The following is an 877-nucleotide window of genomic DNA, read 5'->3' on the forward strand; positions in this document are numbered from 1 at the left end:
AATTATATCAATTACTATAACAAGGTAAGAATTAAATCAAATTTAAACGGAATGAGCCCTGTAGAATACAGAGCTCATTATATCAAGAACATTGCTTAAATTTGTCCAACTTTTGGGGGGCAGTCCAAATTTCAAGCCCTTTTGATTTATTTTTCATCTGCCGAAGGACCATACAAGCCCGGCAAAGGAATATCCAATAAACGCATATATACCGTCAATTGCCCACGGTGGTGAATCAAGTGATTCTGAATAATAAATCGATATGTTCCAAGTCGAGGTAATTGTGCAATAATATGACTTCCTACTTGAAAAGTCCAGATTTTCTGCCATGCTTCATCAGACATTCCTTCAATAGTTGCCACATTATCTGTATATCCAGCATTCAACACATCCAATAGTTCTTGGGCAGATTCTACTTTCCAAGGTGTATACATAGTTTGCATATCAAACACGTCTACCGATAAAGCTTTCTTTACCCAATTGTGCAACCCCACAATATGGGCGGCCAAGTCGCCTAAAGTCATCGATTTAGGATGTGGCTTATAAGATAAATGCTCGTCTTTAATCCTTTCTACTAACAAACGTGTACTTGCTGTTTCTCTTTCTACTTCTATTAAGAATCCCTTATTAATACCCATAATAATAAATGTTTTACTTCAAAAATAGGGAAAAAGACTATACCTAGGATAATACAGTAAACTAAATTAGCTAGAAAAGAAAGTTTACAAAACAAAAAAAGCCTTACCACGTTATGTGATAAGGCTTTGCTTTGTTGTTTAATAAAAGAAGGCACCGACCTACTCTCCCACCTGTTACGGCAATACCATCGGCTCGGGCGGGCTTAACTGCTCTGTTCGGAATGGGAAGAGGTGAACAC

2 protein-coding genes and 1 rRNA gene are annotated in these 877 nt (G+C 37.3%); 1 reads left to right on the plus strand and 2 read right to left on the minus strand.

The window, feature by feature from the left end:
• Window positions 1–6: 6 nt before the first annotated feature.
• Entirely contained in the window at window positions 7–99 is a 93-nt protein-coding gene (locus H8B04_RS17555; protein WP_394354897.1) for an IS3 family transposase, read from the plus strand.
• 47 nt (window positions 100–146) lie between these two features.
• On the opposite strand, the gene H8B04_RS16850 is transcribed toward H8B04_RS17555, so the two are convergent.
• Together H8B04_RS16850 and rrf are read right to left on the minus strand one after the other, a co-directional pair.
• Window positions 147–638: a DinB family protein gene (locus H8B04_RS16850; RefSeq protein ID WP_165290185.1), complete on the minus strand. Its 492-nt coding sequence runs from the start codon at window positions 636–638 to the stop codon at window positions 147–149.
• A gap of 146 nt (window positions 639–784) precedes the next feature.
• Window positions 785–877 (minus strand): 5S ribosomal RNA (rrf, locus tag H8B04_RS16855); the annotation flags it as partial.

It is taken from the genome of Sphingobacterium litopenaei (assembly GCF_014692495.1).
Classification (GTDB): Bacteria; Bacteroidota; Bacteroidia; order Sphingobacteriales; family Sphingobacteriaceae; genus Sphingobacterium; species Sphingobacterium litopenaei.